Origin of the sequence: Pseudomonas vranovensis (assembly GCF_040438935.1) — a bacterium.
GTDB lineage: Bacteria > Pseudomonadota > Gammaproteobacteria > Pseudomonadales > Pseudomonadaceae > Aquipseudomonas > Aquipseudomonas vranovensis.
In genome coordinates, this window is sequence record NZ_CP159259.1 from 2665730 (window position 1) to 2684055 (window position 18326).

17 protein-coding genes are annotated in these 18326 nt (G+C 64.8%); 3 read left to right on the forward strand and 14 right to left on the reverse strand.

Going from position 1 to position 18326, the window contains the following annotated elements; translation table 11 throughout:
* Positions 1 to 871 precede the first annotated feature (871 nt).
* From ABVN19_RS12230 to ABVN19_RS12275, 10 genes are read right to left on the reverse strand one after another with little or no spacing between them, the layout of a single operon-like run.
* Complete coding sequence (locus ABVN19_RS12230) at positions 872 to 1750, reverse strand: SDR family oxidoreductase (RefSeq protein ID WP_028944897.1); 879 nt, start codon at positions 1748 to 1750, stop codon at positions 872 to 874.
* Between the two features lie 16 nt (positions 1751 to 1766).
* Positions 1767 to 2918 (reverse strand): acetyl-CoA C-acetyltransferase, encoded by a 1152-nt coding sequence (locus ABVN19_RS12235; protein WP_028944898.1) that lies wholly within the window; start codon positions 2916 to 2918, stop codon positions 1767 to 1769.
* A gap of 3 nt (positions 2919 to 2921) precedes the next feature.
* Positions 2922 to 3980: an acyl-CoA dehydrogenase family protein gene (locus tag ABVN19_RS12240; protein WP_105642758.1), complete on the reverse strand. Its 1059-nt coding sequence runs from the start codon at positions 3978 to 3980 to the stop codon at positions 2922 to 2924.
* A 9-nt stretch (positions 3981 to 3989) separates the two neighbouring features.
* Positions 3990 to 5153, reverse strand: coding sequence for an acyl-CoA dehydrogenase family protein (locus tag ABVN19_RS12245; protein WP_105642759.1), 1164 nt, complete (start codon positions 5151 to 5153; stop codon positions 3990 to 3992).
* Between the two features lie 9 nt (positions 5154 to 5162).
* Positions 5163 to 5915, reverse strand: coding sequence for an enoyl-CoA hydratase family protein (locus ABVN19_RS12250; protein ID WP_028944901.1), 753 nt, complete (start codon positions 5913 to 5915; stop codon positions 5163 to 5165).
* Positions 5912 to 7036: a nitronate monooxygenase gene (locus ABVN19_RS12255; RefSeq protein WP_028944902.1), complete on the reverse strand. Its 1125-nt coding sequence runs from the start codon at positions 7034 to 7036 to the stop codon at positions 5912 to 5914. The genes ABVN19_RS12250 and ABVN19_RS12255 overlap by 4 nt, the downstream gene beginning before the upstream one ends.
* A complete protein-coding gene (locus ABVN19_RS12260) occupies positions 7033 to 7953 on the reverse strand; it encodes an enoyl-CoA hydratase (protein ID WP_028944903.1) in 921 nt (306 codons plus the stop codon). The genes ABVN19_RS12255 and ABVN19_RS12260 overlap by 4 nt, the downstream gene beginning before the upstream one ends.
* A 16-nt stretch (positions 7954 to 7969) precedes the next feature.
* Positions 7970 to 8767 (reverse strand): ketoacid CoA transferase, encoded by a 798-nt coding sequence (locus tag ABVN19_RS12265; protein ID WP_028944904.1) that lies wholly within the window; start codon positions 8765 to 8767, stop codon positions 7970 to 7972.
* A 12-nt stretch (positions 8768 to 8779) separates the two neighbouring features.
* A complete protein-coding gene (locus ABVN19_RS12270) occupies positions 8780 to 9655 on the reverse strand; it encodes a CoA-transferase (protein ID WP_105642760.1) in 876 nt (291 codons plus the stop codon).
* Between the two features lie 11 nt (positions 9656 to 9666).
* The gene (locus ABVN19_RS12275) at positions 9667 to 10557 is read right to left on the reverse strand and encodes a VOC family protein (RefSeq protein WP_028944906.1); all 891 of its coding nucleotides are present in this window, start codon (positions 10555 to 10557) and stop codon (positions 9667 to 9669) included.
* Between the two features lie 185 nt (positions 10558 to 10742).
* Between ABVN19_RS12275 and ABVN19_RS12280 the strand changes: the two genes are divergently transcribed.
* Together ABVN19_RS12280 and ABVN19_RS12285 are read left to right on the forward strand one after the other, a co-directional pair.
* The gene (locus ABVN19_RS12280; protein ID WP_105642761.1) at positions 10743 to 11912 is read left to right on the forward strand and encodes an acyl-CoA dehydrogenase family protein; all 1170 of its coding nucleotides are present in this window, start codon (positions 10743 to 10745) and stop codon (positions 11910 to 11912) included.
* Positions 11909 to 13096, forward strand: coding sequence for an acyl-CoA dehydrogenase family protein (locus tag ABVN19_RS12285; protein WP_105642762.1), 1188 nt, complete (start codon positions 11909 to 11911; stop codon positions 13094 to 13096). The genes ABVN19_RS12280 and ABVN19_RS12285 overlap by 4 nt, the downstream gene beginning before the upstream one ends.
* Before the next feature lie 71 nt (positions 13097 to 13167).
* Here ABVN19_RS12285 and ABVN19_RS12290 read toward each other — a convergent pair whose 3' ends face one another.
* From ABVN19_RS12290 to ABVN19_RS12300, 3 genes are read right to left on the reverse strand one after another with little or no spacing between them, the layout of a single operon-like run.
* Positions 13168 to 13797, reverse strand: coding sequence for a nuclear transport factor 2 family protein (locus ABVN19_RS12290; RefSeq protein ID WP_028944909.1), 630 nt, complete (start codon positions 13795 to 13797; stop codon positions 13168 to 13170).
* Positions 13797 to 14570, reverse strand: a complete 774-nt coding sequence (locus tag ABVN19_RS12295) for an SDR family NAD(P)-dependent oxidoreductase (protein ID WP_028944910.1) — start codon at positions 14568 to 14570, stop codon at positions 13797 to 13799. The genes ABVN19_RS12290 and ABVN19_RS12295 overlap by 1 nt, the downstream gene beginning before the upstream one ends.
* Positions 14571 to 14580: 10 nt before the next feature.
* Positions 14581 to 15324: an SDR family oxidoreductase gene (locus tag ABVN19_RS12300; RefSeq protein ID WP_028944911.1), complete on the reverse strand. Its 744-nt coding sequence runs from the start codon at positions 15322 to 15324 to the stop codon at positions 14581 to 14583.
* Positions 15325 to 15589: 265 nt separating this feature from the next.
* Between ABVN19_RS12300 and ABVN19_RS12305 the strand changes: the two genes are divergently transcribed.
* Complete coding sequence (locus ABVN19_RS12305; RefSeq protein WP_105642763.1) at positions 15590 to 16423, forward strand: alpha/beta hydrolase; 834 nt, start codon at positions 15590 to 15592, stop codon at positions 16421 to 16423.
* A 679-nt stretch (positions 16424 to 17102) separates the two neighbouring features.
* On the opposite strand, the gene ABVN19_RS12310 is transcribed toward ABVN19_RS12305, so the two are convergent.
* A complete protein-coding gene (locus ABVN19_RS12310) occupies positions 17103 to 18320 on the reverse strand; it encodes an NADH:flavin oxidoreductase (RefSeq protein ID WP_028944913.1) in 1218 nt (405 codons plus the stop codon).
* Positions 18321 to 18326: the final 6 nt, after the last annotated feature.

An 18326-nucleotide genomic window follows, 5' to 3' on the forward strand; every position in this document is an offset into this window, starting at 1 on the left:
AAGCCTGTTCCCACCCGTAGGAACGGGCTTGCCCCGCGAGAGGCCGATCCAGCCAGCCCATCAGAAATTGCCAAATCACCGCCGTTTTGCGACCGATTGCGGATAACTCCGCTCCCCCAGAGATTGCGCAAACACCGCAGGCCAGCAAGAGCGCAGCGAATTGTGCTCTTGATCTTGATCTTGATCTTGATCTTGATCTTGATCTTGATCTTGATCTTGATCTTGATCTTGATCTTGCCTTTGATCTTCAGGCCCCGTTAACCAGAAGGGCCGAACGGAGGTGTTGTGGAGGGGCTAGCGCGCAGCGCCTTCGGCGAATGCCGAAGATGCGAAGCGTAGCGTTGCTTGCAACGCGTAGCTCGCAATGCCCCGTAGCGACACCGCAGTGAGGGGACCCGAAGCGCAGCGTAGGGCCCCTGGTGGGGCAAGAATTTTGCTTACTTTTTTTCGACTGAAAAAGTAAGGCGCCGTAAGGGCGCAAAGCTGACTGCGCATCACCCTAAATAACGGATCAACACACAAGACCGAATCGCGGGACAAGCCCGCTCCCACAAAAACACCGCAGGCCCGCAAGAGCGCAGCGAATTGTGCTCTTGATCTTGATCTTCCGGTCCAGTCAACCAGAAGGGCCGAGCGACACCGAAGTGAGGGGACTCGCAGCGCAGCGTAGAGCCCATGGTGGGGCAAGAATTTTGCTTACTTTTTTTCGACTGAAAAAAAGTAAGGCGCCGTAAGGGCGCAAAGCTGACTGCGCATCACCCTAAATAACGGATCAACACACAAGACCAGATCGCAGGAAGTGTCGAGCAGGAGCTATCGAGGGTGACTCAGCATCACCCTCAATAACGGAAAAACACGCAAAACCAAGCTATCAGCTACCCCACACCTTCTGCCCCCGCGGTGCCTCGGCAAGAATCTGATCCACGACAGCCCCCACCTCCTCCACCCGCCAGGCAGCACCCTTGTCCCGGGTAACCCCGGTGCGCCAGCCATCGCCGAGCGAAATCCGCCCACCCTGGCTTTCGAACACCTGCCCGCTGACATGCCCGGACTGCTCACTGCCCAGCCACACCACCAACGGTGCGACGTTTTCCGGTGCCCAGGCATCGAAACTGCCATCCTCCGGCTTCTTCACCAACTCCGGCATCGCCCCCTCGGTCATTGCCGTGCGCGCCGCCGGCGCCAGCGCATTGGCCGTCACCCCATAGCGCCCCAGCTCCGCCGCCTGCACCAAGGTCAGCGAAGCAATCCCGCCCTTGGCTGCCGAATAATTGGACTGCCCGATCGACCCCTGCAAGCCCGCCCCGGAACTGGTGTTGATGATCCGCCCAGCCACCGGCGTACCGGCCTTGGCCAGGTCGCGCCAACGCCGTGCCAGCACATTGGCCAGGCAGTAATGGCCCTTCAGATGCACGCGCATCACCGTGTCCCAGTCGTCTTCCGACAAGCTCAGGAATAATCGGTCGCGCAGCACCCCGGCATTGTTCACCACCACATGCACCTCGCCAAACGCCGCCAATGCGGCATCGACGATGCGCTGGGCGCTGTCCAGGGTGGTGATGTCATCGCTGTTGGCGATGGCCTGGCCACCGGCCGCCTGGATCTGCCCGACCACATCACGCGCCGCTTCATCGCGAATATCGTTGACCACGACATTCGCGCCCTCGGCAGCAAACGCCAGGGCGTAGGCGCGGCCCAGGCCGCCACCTGCGCCGGTGATAATTACGGTACGACCGCTACACATTGCCATGAGGCACTCCCAGCATTCAGAGACGTTCGATAATGGTGACGTTGGCCTGGCCACCGCCTTCGCACATGGTCTGCAGGCCATAACGGCCACCGGTGCATTCCAGCTCGTTGAGCAGCGTGGTCATCAGCCGCGCGCCAGTGGCACCCAACGGGTGGCCCAGGGCGATGGCACCGCCGTTGACGTTGGTGCGCGCCGGGTCGTAGTCCAGTTCCTTGGCCCAGGCCATGACCACCGAAGCAAAGGCCTCGTTGATTTCCACTCGGTCGATGTCGGCCATGCGCAGCCCAGCCTTTTGCAGGGCCTTGCGGGTCGCGGCGATAGGCGCGGTAAGGTGCCAGATCGGGTCATCCCCCATGACCGTGAGGTGATGGATACGCGCCCTGGGCGTCAGGTCATAACGCTTGAGCGCCGCCTCCGACACCACCAGCAGTGCCGCCGACGCGTCGCAGGTCTGGCTGGAAACGGCTGCGGTGATCGATGGGAACTGGGGGTCCACCGGCTCCAGGCTGGCCATTTTCTCCAGGCTGGTCTGGCGCGGGGTTTCGTCCTGGCGCAGCTCGCCAAAAGCCACGGTCTCACGGTCGAACCGGCCACTTTCAATTGCCGCCAAGGCGCGCTGGTGGCTTTGCAGCGCAAACGCCTCCATCTGCTCGCGGCTCAGCTGCCAGTGCTCGGCAATGCGTTGGGCTGCGTAAAACTGGTTCACCGGCTGGTCACCAAAACGCTTGCGCCAGCCGATGCTGCCACTGAACGGGTCAGGAAAGCCCAGCGGCTGGCCTGCCAGCATCGCCGAACTGATGGGAATCCGCGTCATGGTCTGCACGCCGCCCACCGCGACCACGTCCTGGGTGCCACTCATTACCGCCTGGGCGGCAAAATGCACGGCCTGCTGGGACGAACCGCACTGGCGGTCCACCGTAGTGCCCGGCACACACAACGGCAGGCCGGCGGCCAACCAACTGGTGCGGGCGATGTCGCCCGCTTGCGCGCCGACGGTGTCGACACAGCCGAAAATCACATCGTCGTAATCCTCGGCGGGAATGGTGTTGCGATGCACCAGCGCCTTGAGCACATGGGCGCCCAGGTCGATGGCGTGAACCTCCGACAGCGCGCCCTTGCGCTTGCCAGTCGGGCTGCGCAGGGCATCAACGATATAAGCCTGGGGCATTGTTCAGTCCTCGAAAGTGAGGCCCGGACCCAGCCGGGCACCGGCGGCGAACAGATAGTCGCCGACGCGGGATTTGTGAAAGCCACGGTCGCCCCAGGCCGCATCCAGCGACCAGGCACGTTTCATGAACATTTGTAGGTCGACTTCCCAGGTGTACCCCATGGCGCCGTGAACCTGGATGCCCTTGCGCGCCGCCAGCCAGCTGGCTTCACAGCAGGCCAGGCGCGCCTGGGACACCCAGCGCCCAGCGCTGGCATCGCCCCGGGCCAGGCCGTGGGCGGCGCGGTACAGCACAGGCTTGGCCTGTTCGATCTGGCGGGCAACATCGGCCAGGTGATGCTTGACCGCCTGGAAGCTGCCGATCGGTTTGCCGAACTGCTTGCGCTGGGCCACGTAGTCCACCGACAGGTCGAGCATGCGCTGGGCCAGGCCCAGCAGTTGCCCGGCCACCGACAGCGCACCGCGGTCGAGCAACTGCGCTTGCAGGGTGCGGCCCTGCTCGCCGTCGATCAGCAAGGTTGCCGGCGTGGCACGCCAGCTGACCCGGCCCAGGCGCCGCGAGGCATCGATGCTGGGGTTGGCCTCCACGTCCACGTCGGCGCGTGGTACAGCATGGATGGTATCGCCGTCGCACAGGATCAGTACTTCTGCCAGCTGCGCATCACTGACCAGCGGGTTGACCGGATGACCGATGGCCAGGCGCACGCTGCCCTCGGCAATCCGCGGCAGCAAGCCGATACGGGCCGGGTGACCGGCCGGCAAGCCTGCCAGCAGACCAGCCGCCACATAGGCGGTGTCGGCCAGCGAATCGGGAATGGCGTAGTAACCCAGCTCCTGGGTCATCAAGGCCCAGGCCACATCGTCCATGCCCAGGCCGCCTTCGGCCTCGGGCACCGACAAGGCGGTAAGGCCCTGGGAGGCAATCTTGCTGCGCAAGTCCGGTGAGCGCCCGGCATCGGTGTCCCAGATCTCCCGGAGCATTTCCGGTGCCGCTTCGGTCATCAGAAAACGGCTGATGGCCTCGCGGAACGTCAGCTGGTCATCGCTAAAGGTGAAGTCCATGGCCTGCTCCTACTTCGGCAAACCGAGCATCCGCTCGGCAATGATGTTGCGCTGGATTTCGTTGGTGCCGGCATAGATCGGCCCGGACTGGGCAAACAGGAAGCCTTCCAGCCAGCCGCCGGCATCGCCTGCGGCCGGGGCGCTGGCCAACAGCTCGCCACGGGCGCCGAGCAGGCGCATGGCGGTGTCGTGCATCTTCAGGTCCAGTTCCGACCATATGATCTTGTTGATGCTCGACTCGGCCCCGATCTGCGCACCCTGGCTCAGGCGCCCGACCGTGTGGTAGGCCGACAGCGCATAGGCCTCGGCACCCATCCAGCAGTCCTGCACGGCGTCGCGCAGGCCCGGGTCGCGGTCGGCGCTGGCCTGGTGGGCCAGGTACAGTTCCACCAGCTTGCGTGCGGTGTACTGGAAGCGCGCTGGCGAGCGCAGCAACAGGCCGCGCTCGAAACCGGCAGTGGCCATTGCCACGTGCCAGCCCTCGCCCTGGGCGCCGATGCGGTTGGCCACCGGCACCCGTACGTCGTCAAAGAACACTTCGGCAAAGGCGTCCTTGCCGTTCAGCGCCTTGATCGGACGAATGCTGACGCCGGGCGCGTTCAACGGCACCATCAGGAACGACAGGCCATGGTGACGGGTAGAACCCGGTTCGCTGCGGAACAGGCCGAACAGCCAGTCGGCGTAGATCGCCCGGGTCGACCAGGTCTTCTGGCCGTTGAGCATGTAGTGATCGCCGTCGAGCAGTGCCTTGCTGGTGATCGCCGCCATGTCGGAACCGGCATTGGGCTCCGACCAGCCCTGGGCCCACATGTCGGTGCTGGCCGCCATGCGTGGCAAAAAGTGCTTCTTCTGTTGCTCGGTGCCGAATTCCATCAGGGTCGGGCCGAGCAGCAATTGGCCGTTCTGGTTGACCCGCATCGGCGCGCCGGCACCGTAGTATTCCTCTTCGAAAATCAGCCACTCGATCAGGCCGCAACCGCGCCCGCCGAGCTCGGCCGGCCACATCACCATCGACAGGCGGCTGTCGAACAGCCTGGCCTCCCAGGCGCGGTGCTGCTCGAAGCCTTCGCGAGTGTCGTAGCTGGCCAGCGGCGCTGGCGGCAGGTTGTGCTTGAGCCAGGCGCGCACTTCGGCGCGAAAGGCGATCTGTTCAGGTGTATAGGTAAGCTCCATGGCATTCCCTCAGAACTTGGCGTCGCGTTTTTCGACGAAGGCCCGGCGCGTTTCGGCCGAGTCCGGGCTGTTGTAGGCCTGCAGGGTGAAGCCTTGCTCCCAGCGGTACTTGTCTTCCAGGTTGCCGTCTTCGATACCGTTGAGCGCCTCTTTGGCGATGCGGATCATGTGCGGGCTCTTGCTGGCGATACGGCCGGCAATTTCCAGGGCGGTTTCGCGCAGTTGCTCGCGTGGCACCACCCGCTCGATGAAGCCGTACTGGCTGGCCTCGCGCGCACCGATGCTGTCGCCGGTAAAGAACAGGTAGCGCACCTTCTGCAACCCGAACAGGCGCTGCAGGTGGGCGCCGCCGCCCATGGCGCCACGGTCGACTTCCGGCAGGGCAAAGCTTGCGCACTCGGCGGCCACGACAATGTCGGCCGCACCGGTAATGCCGATACCCCCACCGAGCACGTAACCATGTACCGCCGCGATCACCGGTACCGGGCTGCGGTGTACGGCCTTGAAGGTGGCGTAGTTGCCGGCATTGACCGCAACGATGCGCTCGGGATGGGCGTCCAGTTCCTTGATGTCGACACCGGCGCAAAAGCCCCGGCCCTCGGCGCGGATGACGATCACGCGCACCTCGGGGTTGGCCCCCAGCGCTTCGATGTGCTCGGCCAGGCCCTGCCATTGCTGGCTGTCCAGGGCATTGACCGGTGGGTTGGCGATCACAAGTTCTGCGATCCCGGCATTGAGTTCAGAGGTAAAGGCAGGATTCACAGGGCTTCTCCAGTGTTCGCCAGGCGAATTGAGCGGGCAGATTCCACGTCCGGCGCACGCCGGGCCAGTAAAGCGTTCAGGCAGCGCTCGGCTTCCTCGGCGATGCCTTCGATGACCTCGCGGCAGCTGAGCAATTCATCTATGGCGGCGGCCACCTGGCCGCTGGGCAGGATGCCCTCGTCCGGCAGACCATCGACCATCGAGCGTTGCAACAGCACCGGCTGATTGGCGGCCATCACCACCTGCGACAACGCCGCCGGGTCTTCACGCAGGCCGCGCATGAACACCCCGAGCATGTGCCCAAGGCTCATGCCGGTGTGTTGCTTCCACTGCCAGGCGCTGCCCAGGGCAATGCGCAGTCGGCCGAACGGCCCGGCCTGCTCCAGGCGGTTGATAAAGGGGTTTTCGATCATGCGGTGACGCATGCCGTCCACGGCGGTGGTCACCCTCACCTGCTGTGGGTCGTTGACCTTCAGGTAACGGGCCAGCGTCGCAGATGGCGTTGGTGATTCACGGGTCATCAGGAACCGCGTGCCCATGGCAATGCCACTGGCGCCAGCCGCCAGGGCCGAGGCCAGGCCGCGCCCGGTGGCAAAGCCACCCGCGGCGATCACCGGCACGCTGACTGCGTCCAACACTTGCGGCAGCAGGATCGAACTGGGCACGCCGCCAGTGTGGCCACCGCCCTCGCCACCCTGGATGGTGATCAGGTCGGCGCCCAGGGCCTGGGCCTTCTGCGCATGCTTGACGGCACCGACGGTGGGAATGCACAGCACGTTGGCCGCCTTGAAGCGGGCGATGGTCTGCGCATCCGGGCCGCGTCCGTAACTGACGGCACGCAGGCGGTAACGAATGGCCAGGTCCACGCATTGGGCAGCGTTGTCCTGGAACATATGGAAATTCAGGCCGAAGTTGCTGCCACCGGTGGCATCGATCACCTTGCGGATCTCGCCTTCGAGGTCCTTGCCGGCAATGGTCGCTCCGGCCAGGAAGCCAAAGCCTCCGGCACGGCTGGTGGCGATCACCAGATTGGCGTCGGCCACCCAACCCATCGCCGTCTGCACGATCGGGTAGCGGCAGCCCAGGGCCTCGGTCAGCGCCGTGTTCATCCAGGTGCTCATGACGACTGCTCCTGGCGGTTGGCGTGCTCCTGGCGATTGGCGTTGGCCATGCCCTTGGCGTCGAAGCCGCCCAATTTATCGCCCGACAGCAGTTCGTTGTGGGCATGGGCAAAGTGGTGCCAGGCGAACGCCGCGTCCATGGCCGTGCGCTTGCCTTGCAGGTCTTCGACGTGGTTGATCGCCTGCTTGGTCAGGGCCAGGCCCATGCGCGGCTGGCGGGCAATGTTGGCGGCCAGGGCGTAGGTGGCCTGCTCCAGCTCGGCGGCCGGCAGCACGCGGTTGACCATGCCCATCTCATAGGCACGGGTTGCCGTCATGCGGTCGCCAGTGAACAGGAATTCCTTGGCGATGCGCGGGTTGAGCTCGTAAGGGTGGGCAAAATACTCCACCCCAGGAATGCCCATGCGTACCACCGGGTCCTGGAAGAAGGCATCGTCGCTGGCGACGATCAGGTCGCACACCCAGGCCAGCATCAGGCCGCCGGCAATGCAGGCGCCGTGGACCATGGCGATGGTCGGCTTGGGCAACTCGCGCCAGCGCCGGCACATGCCCAGGTACACCTCCTGCTCGCGGGCATACAACTGCTCGCCACCGGGTTTGTTGGTGTGGTCCCACCACAGGTGTGCGCGCTCGAAGGGCTTGTTGATATCGCGCCCCGGCGTACCGATGTCGTGACCGGCAGAGAAATGCTTGCCGGCCCCGCGCAGCACGATGACCTTGACCTGGTCATCGTCCACCGCCTGGCGCAGTGCAGCATCCAGCGCGTAGGTCATCTGCGAGTTCTGCGCATTGTTGAAGGTCGGCCGGTTCAGCGTCAGCGTGGCGATGTGCTCGACCACGCTATAGAGCACGGGCGCCTCGGTCTCGTAGACGGCACGGTCTTCACGTTCCACGAACTGGCTGTCGCTGCTGTGCATGTTGGCGCTCCTCGGATCAGGCGGTACGAATGCCGGGCGGGTTGCCCTTGATTGCCGCGGCGCGGTAATCGTGCGGATCAAGCCGGCGGATCACGGCCAGTTGTTCGGCCGTGGGGTGCGCGGTTTCCTGCAGCAGTGGCGACTTGAGCAATGGGAAGCCGGTCTTGTCCTGGACCTCATCGAAACTCACTCCCGGGTGCAGGGTGCGCACCTGAGCGGCGCGATCGGGGCCATCGAAATCCAGGGTGCAGAGGTCGGTGACCACCCGGCGGATGTCCATCAAGTCGCGGCGCACGCCCTCGGGCCAGCGCTCGGCCTTGAAGCCCACGCCCGAGACCATGTCCACTTCAGCGCTGACGAACACGCGGTTGTTGTGATGGGGCACGAAGAACGAGTTGAGGTGATTGATACTGTTGCCCGGCAAGCCGCGCACACCGAGGATCGCGCTCTTGGGCTTGTGGTAATCGCCGATGCACGACAGGTTGGTCTGGCCCCAGCGGTCGATCTGGGTCGGGCCGATCATGGCGTGGCGGCGGCCACCCCACACACACTCGAACACCCGCTCGAACGACAGATAGCCCGAGTAGCGTGGCTGATAGCCATCCCGTGGCCCCAGCGGCACCGGTTCTTCGACCAGGAACGCTTCGCTGTCGGTCATCAGCAGCTGCGGGCTATGGGTCAGTTTGGCCAGGCTCGCGCCCAGGCGCGGGATCACGCCAAGGCCCGAGGCAATCACTTCGCCGTCGCCACGCCAGGCTTCGGACGCAGCGACGATCATCAGTTCGGCGAGGGTGAACTCACAGGTTGCAGACATTTTTCATCCTCCTCAGAACACAGGCAGGGGCAAGGTGCCCATGCGTGCGGCGCCGCCGTTGGCGTCTTGATAAGCCTGCTCACCACCTGCCACATAGGTGCTGACGTACTGCTCCCAACCCTGTTCCTGCTGGCTGCTGGCGACGTAGCCCTTCAGGTGCTGCAGGTCCCAGCCGTAGTCCGACGGGCACGAGGTGGGGTGGGCGCCCAGCGGCGCGTGCACCACACCGGTCACCAGGTAACGCTCGAAGGTGTTGAAGCGGGCTTGCTCGGCATCCAGCGACAGGCGCTCTTCCAGGCGCTCGCACGAGACGAAGCACTGCTGGGCGGCGCGGGCGAACAGGTGATCGAAATACGGGTCGGGCCCGGTCACCAGGCAATTGCCCAGGCGGTCGGCAACGTTGACGTGCAGGAAGGCCACGTCCAGCTCCAGCGCCGGCATGGCCAGCAACACCTCGCCATCGGCGTAGGGTGAGGCGATGGTCCTGAGCGCGGGGTTGAGCGCCGTCACATCGGTGGCCAGGCCGCAGCGGGTCGGCAGGAACGGCAGGCGCATGCCGGCGGCGCGCAGGCCCCACTGGAACATGCCTTCGTCCAGCTCCAGCAGCTCCAGCTCACCGGCTTCGCGGGCCTTGCGGTAGTAGGGTTCCAGTGGAATGGCGTCGAGGGTGACAAAGCCGAAGATCAGCTTGCGCACCTTGCCGGCGGCGCACAGCATGCCGACTTCCGGGCCGCCGTAGGCGACCACGGTGAGGTCCTTGACCGGTGAGCGCAGGATCTCGCGGACAATGGCCATGGGCTTGCGCCGCGGCCCCCAGCCACCGAAGCCGATGGTCATGCCATCGCGCAGTTGTGCGACCGCATCGGCCGCCGTCAGTTGTTTGTTCATGTGCAGGTTCCTTACTGTTGGCCGACCGAGAAGTCGTGCCCCCAGATGCTCACGCGGGTGAATTCGAACGCCGAATGCTCGGCCCAGTCGACCTGCAGGCCGCCAAAGCCGTATTCCAGGTCAAAGGCCGACGGCGTCTTCATGTAGAAGCTGGTCATGCGGTCGTTCAGGTGCTGGCCGAGGGTCGCCGACAGGCGCACGTCGTGGGCCAGCAGACGGTCATGGGCGCGGCCGACTTCGGTCATCGAGTCGACCTCGACCATCACATGCACGCAGCCCGAAGGCACCGGGTACTCGGCCAGGGCCAGGCTGTGGTGACGGGCATTGCGGCAATGCAGGAAGTGGATGCGGATCGGCGGCGCCGACGGGTCAGGACGGAAGTTGAAGATGTCCGACAGTTCGAAGCCCAGCACATCCTTGGCAAAGGCCAGAGTGGCGTCGAAATTCGGTGCCGGCAGCACGGTGTGGCCCAGGCCCATGTCACCGGTAATAAAGCGCGGCACGCCCTGGGGCGAGACGAACGGCTGGCAGTCGGAGCGATGGCCCCAGCTCAGTTCGTGGCAGTTACCCGAGGGGTCGACCAGGCTGACCAGCGCTTGCACGCCGCGCTGCTCGACCTGCTCGGCGCTGCCGCGCTGCCATTCGATGCCCAGGCTGCTCAAGTGCTCCAGGGCGGCTTCGAACGCCGGCTCCGAAGCCAGCTCCCAGCCCGAAGCCACATAGCGTTGTTCGCTGCCTTCCACAATCAGCATGCGAAACGGACGCTCATCCATCTTCACGTACAGCCCACCTGCGGGCGCCGGTTGCACTTGCATGCCCAGCACGTCCTCGGCATAGCGCTGCCACTGGCTGAGGTTCTCGCTCATGGCGACGAAATAGCTCAAACCGCGAATCTCGATCATGCCGCTGCTCCTGAATGGCAAATCCGGTACTGGCTGCCATTGTGCGAAGCGCGCTGATCGCCCTCATCGTCCGTTGAGACTACGCCCCTCGGTGCGGCGGGCGGACTAGTCCGTTTCAATGATTCGTCGGCAAAAGCCCCCCTCCTAGACTCGGGCCTCTACCCGCCTTGACCGAGTCGACGCTTATGGAGTTCGCATTCAACGAAGAACAATTGATGATCCAGGACAGCGCCGCACGCTTTCTGGCCCAGGTCAGCGATTCCCAGGCGGTGCGTACCGCCATGGCCCGCCCCGAAGGCTACGATCCGGCCCTGTGGCAGCGCATCGGTGAAGAGCTGTACTGGCCGGCCCTGATGATCCCGGAGCGCTTCGGCGGGCTGGGGCTCGGGTTTGTGGAACTGGCGATCCTGCTGGAGCAGAGCGGTCGCCACCTGCTGTGCGCGCCCCTGTTTGCCACCACCTGCCTTGCCACCCCTGCCCTGTTGCTGGCCAGCAACCCTGCGGTGCAGGACCAGTGGCTGGACGCGATTGCCAGCGGCGCCACTGCCACCCTGGCCTTTGCCGGTACGCCAGGGCTCGAGGCCGACAACGTACAGGCCGTGGCCGAGCCGACAGGCAACGGTTACCGCTTGAATGGCCAGTACCTGCAGGTGATCGATGGTGCCCAGGCCCAGTTGCTGATCGTCGCGGCCCGCTCACCGGGCAGCCAGGGTGACACGGGCATCAGCCTGTTTGCCGTGCCGGCAGACAGCCCCGGCATCACCCGCCACACCTTGCCCACCCTCGACCAGACCCGCCGCCTGGCGCGCATCGAGCTGAATGATGTGATCGCAGGGTCGGCGCAATTGCTCACTGACGCCGGCCAGGCTTGGCCGTTGCTGCGCGACGTGCTGCTGATCGCGGCCATCGGCCTTGCCGCCGAACAGACCGGTGGCGCGCAACAGACCCTCGACCTGACCTTGGCCTACATCGGCGAGCGGCATCAGTTCGGCCGCGCCATTGCCAGTTTCCAGGCAATCAAGCACCGCTGCGCCGACCTCATGCAGCAACTGGAATGCGCCCGTTCCGCCGCCTGGTACGCCGCCTGCGTGGCCCAGGAGCGCCTTGATCCAACCGGTGACGTGGGGGTGGCGAGCGAGTTGCTGGAAGCGGCTGCCACCGCGCAGATCCATGCCAGCGAAGCGTTCTTCACGTGCGCCGCCGAGTCGATCCAGCTTCACGGCGGCGTGGGCTTTACCTGGGAATACGACCCCCACCTGTATTTCAAACGCGCCCGCGCCAGCGAACAGTTACTGGGCAGCCCTGCCCTGCACCGCGAACGCCTGGCGGCGCAGCTTCTTGGAGAAACCCTATGAAAATCGGATTCAGTACCGAAGATGAAGCCTTCCGCGCCCAGGTCGCCCAGTGGCTGGCTGACCACCTGCAGGGTAAGTTTGCGGCCTTGCGCTTTCGCGGCGGGCCGGGCGACGAGCACAGTTTTCCTGAACAACGCAAAGCCTGGGAGCGCGAACTGGCCTCGGGTGGCTGGATCGGCGTGGGCTGGGCCGAGGAAGACGGTGGGCGCGGCCTGAGCCTTACCCGCCAGGTGATCTTTCATGAGGAATACGCCCGTGCTGGTGGACCGGGCCGCATGGGCCACATCGGCGAAGGCCTGGTCGGCCCGACCCTGGCCGCCTTTGGCAGCCCGGCGCAAAAACAGCGCTTCCTGCCGGGCATCCTCAACGGTACCCAGTTCTGGTGCCAGGGTTACTCTGAGCCCGGTGCAGGGTCCGACCTTGCCAACGTACAGACCCGCGCGCGCCTGGACGACAGCAGCGGGCACTGGCTGATCAGCGGGCAAAAAGTCTGGACGTCCCTGGCCCATGAGTCGGACTGGTGCTTTGTACTGGCGCGCACCGAGCCGGGCAGCCGTGGGCATCATGGCCTGTCATTCCTGCTGGTACCGATGGACCAGGCGCAGATTCGCGTGCAACCGATCGAGCAGTTGACCGGTAGCAGCGAGTTCAACGAAGTGTTCTTCGACCAGGCCCGTACCTCGGTGGACAACATGATCGGCCAACCGGGCGAAGGCTGGAAAATCGCCATGGCCCTGCTGGGCTTTGAACGTGGCGCCTCGACTCTGGGGCAACAGATGCAGTTTCACAACGAGCTGGCGGAGGTAATTGCCGTGGCCAAACGCAATGGTGCGGCACGCGACCCACTGATGCGCCAGCGCATTGCCCAGGCCTGGGCGGGGTTGAAAGTACTGCGCTACAACTCGCTGCGCATGCTCTCCGGGGCCCAGGACGGCAGCCTGCGGCGTGAAGCGATGATCTACAAACTGGCATGGTCCACCTGGCATGCCGCGTTGGGCAAGCTGGCGATGGATGTGCTGGGGGATGAGGCAGAGGTACTGGAAGGCAAGCCGTATCAGTTGAGCCGGTTGCAGGCACTGTTTTTGTTCAGCCGCGCTGACACGGTGTACGGCGGCAGCAACGAGATCCAGCGCAACATCATTGCCGAGCGGGCGCTGGGCATGCCGCGCGAAGCGCGGGCCTGACAGCTCGTCATCGCGGGGCAAGCCCGCTCCTACCGTCGGTGTAGGAGCGGGCTTGCCCCGCGATGGTCCTCTCAGCGAACCCGAATCCTCGGCTCACCCGCCCCACGGCGCATGGTCCGCAGGAATTCCTCCAACGGTGCAGGCTCGGCAATCTGCGGCAAGGCGTCTTTGTCCGGACGCTGCGCCCAGAAGGTATCCCACGACGGGAACAGTTCATGAAAGCTGCCGGCATAAGGCTCACGCCCCGGCCAGCGCATTTTCATGCCGCCAATCGGCGGCTTGTTCAGGTCGCTGGCGTACCAGTAGCACGGCAGGCGCCGACGGAAGCACCAGCGCCCGTCTACCCGCTGATAGTCGTCCCAGTACAGCATCTGCATGATCACCCATTCTGCACCGGTCTCGTGCTCGTTCTTGGAATAGACCACGCCCGTGGCATGGTCGGCATCGCTGAACTCGATGATGTGCTGGCCCAGGTGATGGGAGGTGCCGTGGAACTGGCGGCGCATGGTGTCGTCCAGCCAGGCCTTGAAGTGCGCGCGCCCCTGCTTGTCACGGCCGACTTTGACGTCCGGCACAAAGCAGTTGGCCATGGCGTCCATGTCGCGCATGTCCAGGGCCAGGGCGTACTTGCCGGCCAGCTGGCGAATCGCATCCAGCGACTCCAGACGGTCGATGCGCGCGTGCAGCGCGTCCATGCCCATCACTCCAGCACCGTGTACAGGTCCGCGCTGCGCCCGCCGTCCACCGCCAGGCTTGCACCCGTTACATAGGAGGCTTCGTCACTGGCCAGGAACAGGATCGCGTTGGCCAGCTCCACCGGCAAGCCCACCCGTTGCATCGGAATGACCTTTTCGGTGTTGCGACGGGTTTTCGCGTCGCTGAGCATGCCCGCGGTGGCCGGGGTGTCGACCACGCCCGGGATCACCACGTTGCAACGGATGTTGTGCGCCGCGCCTTCGCTGGCCACGGCGCGGCTGAAGTTGATCACCGCCGCCTTCGCCGCCGAGTAGCCGGCCATCCAGGCGGTACCGAACAGGCCGCAGATCGAGGCGATGTTGACGATGGCACCGCCGCCCTGATCTTTCATCAGGCGCATGGCGGTGCGGGTGCCGAAGAAGGTGCCATCGACGGTGGTGCTGAAATTGGCGTGCCAGTCGGCGGTCGACAGCGTATCGACACCGCCCCAGGTGTAGGCCATGGCGTTGTTGACCAGGATGTCCAGGCGCCCGTGACGCCGGGCGGCGTCTTCCAGGGCGCCGACATAGGCCTGCTCGTTGCTCACATCGGCCACGGCGATGTCGCCCTGCCCGCCGGCGGCCTGGATCAGTTCCAGCACCTGCTGCAAGGGCTGCTCGCGTCGCCCGCAGAGCACCACCGTGGCGCCTTCCTCGGCAAAGCGCAGCGCGGTGGCCTGGCCAATGCCGGAGCCGGCCCCGGTGATAAAGGCAATCTTGCCTGCTAATCGTTTGCTCATCGAATTCCCCTCAGATAAAGGCCATGCCGCCGTTGACCGCGATGTTCTGGCCGGTGATGAAGCTGGCGTCGTCGCCCGCCAGGAACACCGCGACCCCGGCGATTTCGTCGGTTTCGCACAGGCGGCCCAGGGGCACGTTCTTGAGCATCGCCTGCATGTGTTCATCGGCAACGCCGGCCATCATCGGGGTGTTGGTAGGCCCCGGTACCAGGCTGTTGACGCGGATGCCGCTGGGGGCCAGTTCGCGGGCGATGGAGCGGGTCAAACCCATGACCCCGGCTTTGGAGGCACAGTAGTGGCTTGGACCTTCACCCGTGAGTGCGGCGGTGCTGGAGAGGTTGATGATCACCCCGTTGCGTGCGCCCTTGACCATCAGCTTCGCGCCTTCGCGGCAGCACAGGAAGGTGCCGCCCAGGTTCACCCCGATCACCCGTGCCCAGTTCTCGTCCGGGGTCTCGAGGAAGCTGTCGAAAGCGCCGACACCGGCGTTGTTGACCAGGATGTCGAGCCCACCAAAGCGCGCCTCGACCTGGCCCATGGCATCGGCCACCGAGGCGGCGTCGGCAACATTGCAGGCCAGCGCCAGTACCCGGTCATCCAGGTCGGTCAGATCGGCCAGGCTGTTGGCCAGGGCCTCCTGGTTGAGGTCCACCGCCACTACCTTGGCGCCCTCGGCAACGAAACGGCGCACCATGGCCTGGCCCATTCCCTGCCCCGCGCCTGTGACAAAGGCGACTTTGTTCAGCAATTTCATAGCGTTCTCCTGCCGTGCAGTGCGTAAAAGCCCACTGACAACACAGCAGGCCGGTCACCTGCATGATTGGGCCGGGGCCCTTGGCAGGCATCGTCCGATAGGACTACCGGCAGCCGCAGGGGGGTGGTCTGAATGGACGATGCCGCAGCGGTGGCGGCGATAGAGGATCGACCCTGCGCGAACCAGGCCCGGCACCTTCGCCCCTTCAGGCCTGCCACGGCCTGGCGCTCGCGCCCCACCCCTTCGTCGACACTGGAGACTCGCCATGACCTCAACCACCGACCTGCCGCTACCTACCGGCCACTACTTCACCACACCCAGCGGCCTGCGCCTGCACTACATGGATGAAGGCAGCGGCCCGGTGGTGGTCTGGCTGCATGGCAGCGGCCCGGGCGCCAGTGGTTTCAGCAACTTCAAGGGCAACTACCCGCAGTTTGTCGAGGCCGGCTACCGCAACATCGTCCTCGACCTGCCGGGTTTTGGCCGCTCGGACAAGCCCGAGGATGTGCAGTACCACCTGGACTTTTTCATCGACAACGTCGCCGCGCTGCTCGATGGCCTGGACATCGAGCGCTGCACGTTGCTGGGCAATTCGCTGGGGGGTGCCATTGCCCTGGGCCTGGCGCTGCGACTGCCTACGCGGGTGGAGCGTTTGATCCTGCTGGCGCCGGGCGGCGTCGAGGAGCGTGAGGCCTACTTCAAGATGGAAGGCATCGTGCGCATGGTCAGCCTGTTCAACGCCGGGCCCATTGGCCTGGAGGAGATGCGCAGCATGATGCGTCTGCAGTTGTTCGATGATTCGATCCTGCCCGAGAGTCTGTTGCTGGAGCGGGTGGCAGTGGCGGTTATACAGCCCAAGAACTTGTTCAGCACCATGCAGGTGCCGAACATGGAATCGCGTCTGGGCGAGCTGCAGTGCCCGATCTTCGGGTTCTGGGGCAGCAATGACAACTTCAACCCGGTCAGTGGTGCGCAGCGAATCATCGATGGAGCGCCCATTGCGCGGTTTATCGTGCTGAACCGGTGTGGGCATTGGGTGCAGGTTGAGCATCGAGCGTTGTTCAACCGTAGTTGCCTGGAGTTCTTGCAGCACGGTTGAATGAGGTTCGCTCCCGCCGGCTGGGGCCGGTAGGGGCGGGCTTGCCCCGCGATTTGGATGTGTGTGTTTATCCATTATCTGGGGTGGTGCTGAGTCACCCTTGCGCCCTTACGGCGCCCTACTTTTTTCTTGGAAAAAGTAGGCAAAACCGCCTGCACCACTAGGTGCCCTACGCTGCGCTTCGGGTCTTCGGCCAAGGCCGAAGGCGCTTCGCGCCAGCCCCTCCACGACACCTCCGCTCGGCCCTTCTGGTTAACGGGGCAGAAGATCAAGAGCACAATTCGCTGCGCTCTTGCTGTACAGCGGTGTCCGTGTGAGCAACTGTCTTGAACCACGACCGCTACGCGGTCGATCGCAGGCTGGCGCCAGCGGCTACACCGGCAATCTGTAGCCACTGTCGAGGAACGAGGCTGCGATCGACTGCGCAGCAGTCGCTAACCCGCCACGCCTAGGACGCCGCTGGAAGCTGGTTGAGTTCGGCGTTGCCAGGCTTGCCCAGTACGCACGAGGTGCCACCCGGGGTGTACATCATGGCCACGCAGCGGTTGCAGGCAGTGCAGAACCGCGACCGCTACGCGGTCGATCGCAGGCTGTCGCCAGCGGCTACACCGGCAATCTGTAGCCACTGCCGAGGAACGAGGCTGCGATCGACTGCGCAGCAGTCGCTAACCCGCCACGCCTAGGACGCCGCTGGAAGCTGGTTGAGTTCGGCGTTGCCAGGCTTGCCCAGTACGCACGAGGTGCCACCCGGGGTGTACATCATGGCCACGCAGCGGTTGCAGGCGGTGCAGATGGAGTCGGTGCTGGCACCGGTAGCCAGCTTTTCGACGTAGTCCGATTCAGCTACCAGTACCCGCCCCATGGCCACCAGGTCAAAGCCCTCGGCCATTACCTGTTCGATGCTCTCCAGGCTCTTGGCGCCGCCCAGGTAGGCCAGCGGCATTTTCACCGCCGCCCGCACCTTGCGGGCATGTTCGAGCAGGTACAGTTCGTGGAACTCCACTACCGGGTCGCGCAGGCGCTGGATCTTCATGGCCAGGGCGATGATCGGGTTCTTCTGCTGCACACGGTTCTCCTTGGGGAAGGAAGACCCGAACATGGTGGTGATCGACTCGACGTTCATGCCCGCGCTGAGCACCAACAGGTGGGCGCCCTCCTGCTCCAGCATGCGCGCGATGCGGGCACCATCCTCGGCACTGTTGCCAGCACGCGCACCCTCGGTAACGCTGTATTTGCAGACCACCGCCAGGTCGCGACCCACTGCGTCGAGCACCGCGCGCAGCACCCGGCGGGGAAAGCGCAGGCGGTTCTCCAACGTGCCGCCGTACTGGTCACGGCGCTTGTTGTACATCGGCGAGATGAACTGGCTGAGCAGGTAGCCGTGGCCCATATGGATCTCCACCGCATCGAAGCCAGCCTCGCGGGCAAGCCGCGCGCCCTGGGCGAAGTCCTCGACCACTTGGCGCATGTCGGTCTCGGTCATGGCCTGTTTGAAGAACATGCCGCTCATCATGCCGATCTTGTTGAAGCCGCCACTGGCCGACAGCGGGTAGCGGGTGGCGCGTTCGCGCAAAAAGGTGAAGCAGCCACCATGAGTGATCTGCGCACTGACCAACCCGCCTTCACGGTGTACCTCATCGGTCAGGGCCTTGAAGTGCGGCAGGCTTTCGCGTGTGAGTGTCAGTTGGTTGGGCAAGGTGCGCCCATCCTTGCTGACCGCGCAATAGGCCACGGTGGTCAGCGCCACCGCACCCCGGGCAAGCCCGGCGTGCAGCTTGACCAACTGCTTGGAAGGCAGGCCCTGGGTGCTCATGCCTTCGTTGGTGGCCGCCTTGATAAAGCGGTTCTTCAGGGTCAGCGGGCCGATCTGGATCGGGCTGAAGGGAGACGTGTGCATGGCAGG

Coding starts and splice junctions, on each gene's coding strand:
- ABVN19_RS12245 (WP_105642759.1), bottom strand. CDS start 5,153: ATGGAGCTTACCTATACACCTGAACAGATCGCCTTTCGCGCCGAAGTG.
- ABVN19_RS12280 (WP_105642761.1), top strand. CDS start 10,743: ATGGAGTTCGCATTCAACGAAGAACAATTGATGATCCAGGACAGCGCC.
- ABVN19_RS12230 (WP_028944897.1), bottom strand. CDS start 1,750: ATGGCAATGTGTAGCGGTCGTACCGTAATTATCACCGGCGCAGGTGGC.
- ABVN19_RS12235 (WP_028944898.1), bottom strand. CDS start 2,918: ATGCCCCAGGCTTATATCGTTGATGCCCTGCGCAGCCCGACTGGCAAG.
- ABVN19_RS12295 (WP_028944910.1), bottom strand. CDS start 14,570: ATGAGCAAACGATTAGCAGGCAAGATTGCCTTTATCACCGGGGCCGGC.
- ABVN19_RS12305 (WP_105642763.1), top strand. CDS start 15,590: ATGACCTCAACCACCGACCTGCCGCTACCTACCGGCCACTACTTCACC.
- ABVN19_RS12265 (WP_028944904.1), bottom strand. CDS start 8,767: ATGTCTGCAACCTGTGAGTTCACCCTCGCCGAACTGATGATCGTCGCT.
- ABVN19_RS12290 (WP_028944909.1), bottom strand. CDS start 13,797: ATGGGCATGGACGCGCTGCACGCGCGCATCGACCGTCTGGAGTCGCTG.
- ABVN19_RS12270 (WP_105642760.1), bottom strand. CDS start 9,655: ATGAACAAACAACTGACGGCGGCCGATGCGGTCGCACAACTGCGCGAT.
- ABVN19_RS12255 (WP_028944902.1), bottom strand. CDS start 7,036: ATGAGCACCTGGATGAACACGGCGCTGACCGAGGCCCTGGGCTGCCGC.
- ABVN19_RS12240 (WP_105642758.1), bottom strand. CDS start 3,980: ATGGACTTCACCTTTAGCGATGACCAGCTGACGTTCCGCGAGGCCATC.
- ABVN19_RS12275 (WP_028944906.1), bottom strand. CDS start 10,557: ATGATCGAGATTCGCGGTTTGAGCTATTTCGTCGCCATGAGCGAGAAC.
- ABVN19_RS12300 (WP_028944911.1), bottom strand. CDS start 15,324: ATGAAATTGCTGAACAAAGTCGCCTTTGTCACAGGCGCGGGGCAGGGA.
- ABVN19_RS12260 (WP_028944903.1), bottom strand. CDS start 7,953: ATGCACAGCAGCGACAGCCAGTTCGTGGAACGTGAAGACCGTGCCGTC.
- ABVN19_RS12285 (WP_105642762.1), top strand. CDS start 11,909: ATGAAAATCGGATTCAGTACCGAAGATGAAGCCTTCCGCGCCCAGGTC.
- ABVN19_RS12310 (WP_028944913.1), bottom strand. CDS start 18,320: ATGCACACGTCTCCCTTCAGCCCGATCCAGATCGGCCCGCTGACCCTG.